Source organism: Albidovulum sp. (genome assembly GCF_041919395.1).
GTDB lineage: Bacteria > Pseudomonadota > Alphaproteobacteria > Rhodobacterales > Rhodobacteraceae > Albidovulum.
Genome location: NZ_JAYRTX010000112.1, coordinates 1 through 9258, shown reverse-complemented (window position 1 = coordinate 9258; position 9258 = coordinate 1). Strand labels below are relative to the sequence as shown.

The 9258-nt window shown below is 68.2% G+C and carries 11 protein-coding genes; 6 read left to right on the top strand and 5 right to left on the bottom strand.

The genetic code is table 11. The annotated features are described in order from the left end of the window. The 4 genes from ACMUOO_RS15155 to ACMUOO_RS15140 form a co-directional block, all read right to left on the bottom strand. Positions 1-186 (bottom strand): heavy metal-binding domain-containing protein (locus ACMUOO_RS15155; protein ID WP_413855683.1); only part of this gene is annotated, 186 nt, incomplete at its 3' end. A gap of 27 nt (positions 187-213) precedes the next feature. Further along, on the bottom strand, positions 214-1734 hold the full coding sequence (sufB, locus tag ACMUOO_RS15150; protein WP_301918781.1) for a Fe-S cluster assembly protein SufB: 1521 nt from the start codon (positions 1732-1734) through the stop codon (positions 214-216). Positions 1735-1784: 50 nt separating this feature from the next. Then, positions 1785-2855 carry a cysteine desulfurase family protein gene (locus ACMUOO_RS15145; protein ID WP_301918780.1) on the bottom strand — a complete coding sequence of 357 codons (1071 nt, stop codon included), beginning with the start codon at positions 2853-2855 and terminating at the stop codon, positions 1785-1787. Next, positions 2852-3310: an Rrf2 family transcriptional regulator gene (locus tag ACMUOO_RS15140; protein WP_301918779.1), complete on the bottom strand. Its 459-nt coding sequence runs from the start codon at positions 3308-3310 to the stop codon at positions 2852-2854. The genes ACMUOO_RS15145 and ACMUOO_RS15140 overlap by 4 nt, the downstream gene beginning before the upstream one ends. A 175-nt stretch (positions 3311-3485) precedes the next feature. Between ACMUOO_RS15140 and ACMUOO_RS15135 the strand changes: the two genes are divergently transcribed. The 6 genes from ACMUOO_RS15135 to ACMUOO_RS15110 all read left to right on the top strand — a co-directional run bounded on the left by ACMUOO_RS15135 (position 3486) and on the right by ACMUOO_RS15110 (position 8080). Next, a complete protein-coding gene (locus tag ACMUOO_RS15135) occupies positions 3486-4145 on the top strand; it encodes an alpha/beta hydrolase (RefSeq protein WP_301918778.1) in 660 nt (219 codons plus the stop codon). Between the two features lie 4 nt (positions 4146-4149). Further along, positions 4150-4389 (top strand): hypothetical protein, encoded by a 240-nt coding sequence (locus tag ACMUOO_RS15130; protein WP_301918777.1) that lies wholly within the window; start codon positions 4150-4152, stop codon positions 4387-4389. Then, positions 4386-4985, top strand: a complete 600-nt coding sequence (locus ACMUOO_RS15125; RefSeq protein ID WP_413855682.1) for an HD domain-containing protein — start codon at positions 4386-4388, stop codon at positions 4983-4985. The genes ACMUOO_RS15130 and ACMUOO_RS15125 overlap by 4 nt, the downstream gene beginning before the upstream one ends. An 80-nt stretch (positions 4986-5065) precedes the next feature. Continuing rightward, positions 5066-6022 carry an acyltransferase family protein gene (locus ACMUOO_RS15120; protein WP_301918775.1) on the top strand — a complete coding sequence of 319 codons (957 nt, stop codon included), beginning with the start codon at positions 5066-5068 and terminating at the stop codon, positions 6020-6022. Positions 6023-6124: 102 nt separating this feature from the next. Next, positions 6125-7336: an NADP-dependent isocitrate dehydrogenase gene (locus tag ACMUOO_RS15115; RefSeq protein ID WP_301918774.1), complete on the top strand. Its 1212-nt coding sequence runs from the start codon at positions 6125-6127 to the stop codon at positions 7334-7336. A 141-nt stretch (positions 7337-7477) separates the two neighbouring features. Then, positions 7478-8080, top strand: a complete 603-nt coding sequence (locus ACMUOO_RS15110; RefSeq protein WP_301918773.1) for a YitT family protein — start codon at positions 7478-7480, stop codon at positions 8078-8080. 15 nt (positions 8081-8095) lie between these two features. Here the strand turns inward: ACMUOO_RS15110 and ACMUOO_RS15105 are convergent. Continuing rightward, a partial coding sequence (locus ACMUOO_RS15105; protein ID WP_413855681.1) for an anaerobic sulfatase maturase occupies positions 8096-9258 on the bottom strand: 1163 nt, incomplete at its 5' end.

The following is a 9258-nucleotide window of genomic DNA, read 5'->3' as shown; positions in this document are numbered from 1 at the left end:
GAGTGCCGTTTCCCGCGCCCGCGCCAGTTCCTGCTCGTAGGCCGCCGAACGGCCGCCGACGACATCGCGGACGGCCGCAAAAAGATCGCGGAAGATGTTGGCGCCGAGGATCGCCTCGCCGGTCACGATTCCGTGGTAGCGGGTGATCTTCTGGCCCTCGACGGAAGGCGTGGTGGTGACGATCATGCCGGTCTTCTCCCAGGGATTCATGGCCTATCCGACGCTGCCTTCGAGGCTGATCGCCACGAGGCTCTGCGCCTCCATGGCGAACTCCATCGGCAGCGCCTGCAAGACCTCGCGGCAGAAGCCGTTGACGACGAGCGCCACCGCCTCCTCCTCGCCCACCCCGCGCGAGCGGCAGTAGAAGAGCTGGTCGTCGTCCACCTTCGAGGTCGTCGCCTCGTGCTCGACGCGGCTCGAATTGTTCTTGACCTCGATGTAGGGCACGGTATGCGCCCCGCACTTGTCGCCGATCAGCAGGCTGTCGCACTGGGTGTAGTTCCGGCTGTTCTTCGCCTTCGGATGCATCGACACCAGACCGCGATAGGTGTTCTGCGCACGACCAGCAGAAATCCCTTTCGAAACAATGCGGGAGCGGGTGTTCTTTCCAAGATGGATCATCTTGGTCCCGGTGTCGGCCTGCTGCAGGTTGTTGGCGATGGCGATGGAATAGAACTCGCCCTGGCTGTCGTCGCCGCGCAGGATGCAGGACGGATACTTCCAGGTGATCGCGGACCCGGTCTCGACCTGCGTCCACATCACCTTCGCCCGGTCGCCCCGGCAGTCGGCGCGCTTGGTGACGAAGTTGTAGATGCCGCCCTTGCCGTCCTCGTCGCCGGGGAACCAGTTCTGGACGGTGGAATATTTCACCTCGGCATCTTCGAGGATCACGATCTCCACCACCGCCGCGTGAAGCTGCGCCACGTCGCGCTTGGGCGCCGTGCAGCCTTCGAGGTAGCTGACATAGCTCCCCTTGTCGGCGATGATCAGCGTGCGCTCGAACTGGCCGGTATTCTCGGCATTGATGCGGAAATAGGTGGACAACTCCATCGGGCAGCGGGTGTTCGGCGGGATGTAGACGAAGGAGCCGTCCGAGAAGACCGCCGAATTGAGCGTCGCGAAGAAGTTGTCGGACTGCGGCACGACCGAGCCGAGGTATTTCTTCACCAGGTCGGGATACTCGCGGATCGCCTCCGAGATCGGGCAGAAGATCACGCCCGCCCTCTTCAGCTCCTCGCGGAAGGTGGTGCCGACGCTGACCGAATCGAAGACAGCGTCCACCGCCACCTTGCGCGCATCGCCCGGCGCCGCCTCGGCCCCCTCGATGCCGGCGAGGACCATCTGCTCCTTCAGCGGGATGCCGAGTTTCTGGTAGGTCGCCAGAAGCTTCGGGTCGACCTCGTCGAGCGACTTCGGCTTTTCCCGCATGCTCTTCGGCCGGGCGTAGTAGTACTGCGACTGGTAGTCGATCTCGGGGTAGTGGAGCATCGCCCAGCGCGGCTCCTCCATCTCCTTCCAGCGCGCGAATGCCTTGAGCCGCCAGTCGGTCATCCAGTCCGGTTCGCCGTTCTTTTCCGAAATCAGCCGGACGATATCCTCGTTCACGCCCAAGGGCGCATATTCCATCTCGATCTCGGTTTCCCAGCCGTACTTGTAGGCGCCCATGCTCTGGACGGTTTCGACCGTTTCCCGGTCCACGCCTTCGCGGATCTCGAGCTCGGCCGTCTCTGTCATCTTTCGCGCCATGATCTTTCCTTATTTGTCAATCCCTTGGCGGCCGCACTTCACGCGGCCCGCGCGGCGAACCGCCTCCGGGCCGCGAGCCATGCCGCGGCAAACCGGTCAATCTCGTCCTCCGTCGTCCTCGGCCCGATCGAGACGCGGATGGCCGAGGCCGCCGCCACATCGTCGAATCCCGTCGCCTTCAGCACCCGGCTCGGCCGCACTTTCCCGCTCGAACAGGCGGACCCGGCCGAGACGGCAAAGCCGGCAAGGTCCATCTGCATCACCTGCGTCTCGCCCTTCCACCCCGGGGTCACGAGGCAGGAGGTATTGGGAAGCCGGGGGCCGCCGCGGCCGACGATCGCCGTCTCCGGCGCCGCCTCCTGTACCCGCGCCTCCAGCCGGTCGCGCAAGCCGGCCACGCCCTCCCAGGCGCCGGCATCCTGGTCCGCCAGCGCCGCCCGCGCCGCCGCGCCGAAGCCCGCGATGCCGGCCACGTTCTCGGTTCCCGACCGCCGCCCCGTCTCCTGCCCGCCGCCGGGCTGCAGGGTCGCGATCTCCAGACCCTCGCGGAGGATCAGCGCCCCCACGCCCTTCGGCCCGCCGATCTTGTGGGCCGAGACGATGGCCATGTCGGCCCCCGACCAGCCGAAGGCGAAGGGCACGCGCCCCACCGCCTGAACCACGTCGAGGAAAAGCCAGTCCGCCCGCCCCGCGCCGCAGGGATAGCCCTCGGCGCCCTTCGCCGGCGGCTCGGTGATCACCCCGGTCTCGCTGTTGGCAAGCCCCATCGCCAGCGTGTGGCCGGAGGCCGCCGCGCCATCCATGCGCCAGTGCGCCAGCAGGCAGTCGTGCGCGGTGTCCTGAACGTAGACGTTGTGCCCCTCGGGCGGCCCCGCAAGGACGCGCGCCGCCTCGGTGGCGCCGCTGGTGAAGATCACCTCGCGGGCCTTGCAGCCCACGAGCGCCGCCACCTCCTCGCGCGCCCGCTCGACCACGGCCTTCGCCGCCCGCCCCTCGGCATGGACCGAGGAGGGGTTGCCCACCACGTCGCAGGCCGCGACCATCGCCGCCCGCGCCTCGGGCCGCAGGGGCGCCGTGGCATTCCAGTCGAGGTAGACCCGGCCGCTCATTCGTCCACCAGCTGGAAAAGCGCCGGCACCGCCGGGCAGGGTTTCAGCGTGTTGCCGATCACGTCGGACAGCCGCGTCTGGTGCAGGAAGACATAGACATGGGCAGAGAGCCCTTCCCAGAGCCGGTTGGTCATCGACTGCGCGCGGCTTCCCGACACGCCGCCGGTCGCGCCGGCCCCGGTGTGCAGCGCGCTGACCGTTTCGTCCACCGCCTCCAGCACCTCGCTCACCCGGATGTCGGCGGGGTCGCGGGCCAGCTTGTAGCCGCCACCCGGCCCGCGCACCGATTCCACCAGCCCGGCACGACGCAGCTTCACGAAAAGCTGTTCGAGATAGGGCAGCGAAAGGTCCTGGCGCTTGGAGATCGCGGCGAGCGAGGTAAGCTGGTCGTCTCCCACCGTCGCCAGATCGGCGAGCGCCACCATCGCATAGCGACCCTTGGTCGAGAGTTTCATGGCCGGTCCACCCGCAAAGACATTGACGCGGGGGGCAAGCGCGCTTAACTCCTTGCCACCCGATTGCCGGCCTTCGCCGGCGTTTAGAACAGTTCTAGGGTGCCTGAGCGAAATCGTCAAGAATGGCTCTGCCAAAATCGACGGCGCGAGGCCCCCGCACGAGAGAAGACAGGCGATGCCCGAAGTGATCTTTGCCGGCCCCGAAGGCCGGCTCGAAGGCCGCTACCACCCGCAGAAACAGCCCGACGCGCCCATCGCCATCATCCTGCACCCGCACCCCCAGTTCGGCGGCACGATGAACAACCGCGTGGTGCACCGGCTCCATTATGCCTTCCACGAGCTCGGCTTCACCGTGCTCAGGTTCAACTTCCGCGGCGTCGGCCGCAGCCAGGGCGAATACGACCAGGGCATCGGCGAGCTGTCCGACGCGGCCTCGGCGCTCGACTATCTGCAGGCGCTCAACCCCAACTCCAAGCACTGCTGGGTCGCGGGCTTCTCCTTCGGCGCCTGGATCGGGATGCAGCTTCTCATGCGCCGGCCGGAGATCACCGGCTTCGTCTCGGTCTCGCCGCCGGCGAACATGTACGACTTTTCCTTCCTCGCCCCCTGCCCCTCCTCGGGACTCATCATCAATGGCACCGCCGACCGGGTGGCGCCGCCGAAGGATACGGCGAACCTCGTCGGCAAGCTGCGCGAACAGAGGGGCATCACCGTCACGCACCAACAGATCGAGGGCGCGGGGCATTTCTTCGAGAACGAGGCGGAGCACATGGTGCCGCTGATCGGCCATGTGCAGGACTACGTCCGCCGCCGGCTCGGCGAACAGACGCGGTGATCCCATGCCCACGACCGAGGAGCTTGGCATCGCGCTCGCCCAGGACGTGCTGAAGGCCGTGGCCGAGACGGGCGACGAATCGATCGTCAACGAAATCAACAAGATCGTCGAGGCCTCCTCCTCGGCGCTGCAGGAAGCCTACATGGCCGCCATCCGCGCCCAGCGGGCGGAGGCCAAGGCGCGCGCCTTCCTCGCCACGAAGCTCCGGCGCGCCCGCGGCGCGGCGGCAGCGGCCGGGGAATGACCCCGCCGGACGCATTCGCCCGCCTCGACGCCCAGGTCGCGTTCCTCCTCGAAGCCGACCGGCTGAAGCAGGTCCTGCGTGCAACGCCGCTCGCCGACGGCTCGCGCCGCGAAAACTCGGGCGAGCATTCCTGGCACCTCGCGCTCCACGCGCTGGTGCTGGCCGACCAGGCCGGCCCCGACGTCTCGATCGACCGGGTCATCCGAATGCTGATCCTGCACGATCTTGTGGAAATCGACGTGGGCGACGTGCCGATCCATTGCGCGAACGGGCAGGCGCACGGGTCCGAGGCGACGCGCGCCGCCGAAACGGCGGCGGCAGACCGGATCTTCGGCCTCCTTCCCCCCGAGATCGGCCGCGACCTCCGCGCGCTCTGGGAGGAGTTCGAAGCAGCCGCGACACCCGACTCGATCTTCGCCAAGGCGCTCGACAGGGTTCAGCCGGTCCTCCTGAACCACGCCGCCGGGGGCGGAAGCTGGGCGGACTACAACGTCACGCTCGATCAGGTCGAAAGCCGCGTCGGCGTCAAGGTCGCGCGCGGCGCGCCGGCGCTCTGGGCCCATGTCCGCGCCCGGATAGCACCCTTCTTCGGCTGAATTTGTCGTTGTTCCCGCGGGCGGGTCTCGGCTAGTCTCGCGCCCGGGTGGGCCTCGGCGGGCGGCGCACGGAGGTCGCATTGGACGGAACTGCACTTCGCCTCGGGCGCGCCGATGGCGCCGGCCGGTCGCCGGCGGCGCGGCTCGACGCCGGGGCCGGCCGCAACGCGGGGCTCGACCTGCTCCGGCTCGCCGCGGCCCTCGTCATCGTGCTCTTTCACGCCAAGGCCCCCGGCGGCGCGCTGATGCCCGCGGCCCTCGGCATCTTTGCCGCGACGCTCGGGCTTCTCGCCATGGCGGGTGCCGACCGGGGCGGCTTCGATTCGCTCGTTCGCCGCCGGGCCGGAAGGCTCCTGCGGCCCTTCCTCCTCTGGGCGGCCGTCTACCTCGGTCTCAGGCTCGCCGATGCCGCCGCGACGCACGAGCCGCTCCTGCCGGCGATCGCCGGATGGTTCCCGCCCGCGGGCACCATGGGGCCGCTCTGGTTCCTGCCCTTCGCCTTCCTGGCCTCGCTTGCGGTTGCCGCCGTGCGCCGCGCCTGGCCGGGGACCGCACGGCCGTCTGTCGCCCTGCCGTTCGCGGCGGTCGGCACCGGCCTCTGGCTCTTCCTCGTCGACCCGGCCAGCCTTGCGCCGGGCATCGAGGTCTTTTTCGGCTACGTGCCGGCGGTCTTCTTCGGCATGGCTCTCGCAGCGGCGGGCGCGGAGCCCTTCTGGCTCGGCCTCACCGCGCTGGCCGCCGCCGTGCTCGGGCTCGCGGCCGAGGCAGGCGGCTTCGCGGGCGGCCAGCAGCTTTACGTCGCCGTGCCCCTGATTGCGGTCGCGCTCCTCAGGCCGGTGTCGGGCACGGCGACCACCCGCCTCGCGGCGGACCTGTCGATGGCGGTCTATCTCCTGCATGTCCTCGTGCTGGCCGTCCTGCTGCGGATCTCGCCCTTCGATCTCGGCTCGATCGCGCTCGGGCTCGCGGGCTTTGCCGGCGCGGCGGCAATCGGGCTCGTGCTGCTGCCGACGCCGCTCGGGCGTTGGCTCTTCTGAACCCGCGGGCAATTTCTGTATACAACCGCATACCATCTTTCCCGGTGCCGCGATTTCCGCTATGACGCGCACCAGCAAGTCAACCGAAGGCGGAGAACCCAAATGTCGAAGATCAAGGTCGCGAATCCCGTCGTCGAGATGGACGGCGACGAGATGACCCGGATCATCTGGGACTTCATCAAGAAGAAGCTGATCCTGCCCTATCTCGACATCGACCTTCTCTACTACGACCTCGGCATCGAGGAGCGCGACCGCACCGACGACCAGGTGACGGTGGACGCGGCGATGAAGACGCGGGAGGTGGGCGTCGCGGTGAAATGCGCGACGATCACCCCCGACGAGGCGCGGGTTGAGGAATTCAAGCTCAAGCAGATGTGGAAGAGCCCCAACGGCACGATCCGCAACATCCTCGGCGGCGTGATCTTCCGCCAGCCGATCATCTGCCGCAACGTGCCCCGCCTCGTGCCGGGCTGGACCAGGCCCATCGTCGTCGGCCGCCACGCCTTCGGCGACCAGTACAAGGCGACCGACTTCCTTTTTCCCGGGAAGGGCAAGCTGACGATGAAATTCACGGGCGAGGACGGCACCGTGATCGAGCGCGAGATATACGACGCGCCGGGCGCTGGCGTCGCCATGGGCATGTACAACCTCGACGCCTCGATCCTCGACTTCGCGCGGGCCTCGCTGAACTATGGCCTGAACCTCGGCTGGCCGGTCTACCTTTCCACCAAGAACACCATCCTCAAGGCCTATGACGGGCGCTTCAAGGACCTCTTCCAGAAGGTCTACGAGGAGGAGTTCGAAGCCGAGTTCAAGAAGAAGGGCATCACCTACGAACACCGGCTGATCGACGACATGGTCGCCTCCGCGCTGAAATGGTCCGGCGGCTATGTCTGGGCCTGCAAGAACTACGACGGCGACGTGCAGTCCGACACCGTGGCGCAGGGCTTCGGATCGCTCGGCCTGATGACCAGCGTCCTGATGACGCCGGACGGCAAGATCGTCGAGGCCGAAGCCGCCCACGGCACGGTCACGCGCCACTACCGCCAGCACCAGCAGGGCAAGGCGACGTCGACCAATTCCATCGCCTCGATCTACGCCTGGACCGGCGGGCTCAAGCACCGCGCCAAGCTCGACGGCAACGCGGCACTCGCCCGCTTCGCCGAGACGCTGGAAAGGGTCTGCGTGCAGACGGTCGAGGACGGCTTCATGACCAAGGACCTCGCCCTCCTCGTCGGACCGGACCAGAAATGGCTGACGACGATGGGCTACCTCGAGAAGGTCGACGAATACCTGAACAAGGCGCTGGCCTGAGCCGGTTTTGCCCCGGATCAGGTCAGGGGCGCGACCCGCCGGGAGGGCACTGCCCTCCCGGACCCTCCCGGGGAATTTCCCCGTGAAGAAGCCCGATCACGGCCTCTGGACCTCCGCTCCGATTTCGCGCATGTCCCCGCCATGACCGATCCGAACCGCCACAGCCTGCTCGAAGACGCCCAGGGGATTGCCTACGGCGCCGGCATGGCGGCTTTCGCCATCACCATCCTCACCCATCTCGGCCTCGTGACGGGCCAGACGGCGGGCCTCGCGGTCCTCATCTCCTACGCCACCGGCTGGGGGTTCGGCCCGGTCTTCTTCGTGGTCAACCTGCCGTTCTACTGGCTCGGCTACCGCCGGATCGGCGCCGTCTTCGTGCTCAAGACCTTCCTCGCCGTCGGCCTCATGTCGGGCCTGGTCATGCTTTTCCCGCGCTGGGTGGATTTCGCCCATCTCGACCCCGTTGTGGGCGCGGTGCTCTTCGGTGCGATCTCGGGCTCGGCGCTGCTCGCGCTCTTCCGTCACGGGGCGAGCCTCGGCGGCGTCGGCATCGTGGCTCTCTATCTTCAGGACAAGACCGGTTTCCGTGCCGGCTGGACGCAACTCCTGGTCGATCTGGTGATCTTCGCCATCGCGCTCGCCCTGCGCGACGCGGTCACGGTGGCCATTTCCGCCCTTGGCGCCCTCGTCGTGAACCTCGTCATCGCGGTGAACCACCGGCGCGACCGCTACGTCGCCACCTGAGCGTCCCGCGCCCCGTCATCGCGGCGGCTGCGGCGGCGCACCGGTCGCCACACGAGCCGCAATCTCGGACAGCCGCGGACCGGCATGGGCGAGAAAGCGGCGGTAGGCCGCGCAGAGGTAGTTGAGCCCCGCCTCGCCGTCGCGCGTGACCGCGAAGCGGTGCTTGGGGCAGCCGCCGTGGCAGGCACGGCGGAACCGGCATTCGCGGCACTGGCGGGGCAGCGATCCGCTCTTCATCGCCCCGAAGGCGCGCTGCGCCGGCGCGGACGCAAGGTCGCCGAGGTCGTCCCGCATCAGGTTGCCCAAGCGGTACTCGGGATAGACGTAGTGATCGCAGGCATAGACGTCGCCGTTGTGTTCGAGCGCGAGTCCCCCGCCGCAGTGCTCCGCGAAGACGCAGAGCGACGCCGGCCCGCCAAGGAGAATGCCGAGCATCACGTCGAAATGCTGGACCGATATCCGCCCCACGTCGCGCCGGTGCCAGAGGTCGAAGACATCGCAGAGAAACTTGCCGTAGGCTGCGGGGCTGACGCTCCAGCGGGTGACGGAGGCGGCGGCATCGGTGTCGATCTGGGGCGGTCCGCTCAGGCGCCCCGAAGCCCCGGACCGCTCCACCACCGGAATGAACTGTAGCCAGGGCACGCCGAGCCCGGCGAGGAAGCGGTAGACCTCCTTCGGCTTGATGACGTTGGCGCTGTGGACCGTGGCGAGGATGTTCGTCTCGACCCCGGAGTCGAGCAGATGGCCGAGACCGCGCAGCACCGCGTCGTGCGTGGGCCGGCCGGCGCGGTCGCGCCGGTAACGGTCATGGAGCGCCTTCGGGCCGTCGAGCGAGAGACCCACGAGGAACCCGTTCGCGGCGAGGAACGCTGCCCAGTCGGCGTCGATCAGGGTTCCGTTCGTCTGCATGGCGTTGCGAATCGTCATGCCGCCCGGCCGATGGGCCGCCTGCACGGCCAGCGCGCGGCGAAAGAAGTCGATGCCGAGCACGGTCGGCTCGCCCCCCTGCCAGTAGAAGGTCACCTCGTTCAGACCCGCCGCGGCCTGGGCAGCGACGTGCGCGCGCGTATAGCGCTCGAGCACCTCGTCCGGCATCCGGAACTTCGCGGTGTCGGGATAGAGACCCGTCTTTTCCGTGTAGTAGCAATAGCTGCAGTCGATGTTGCAGAAGGGTCCCG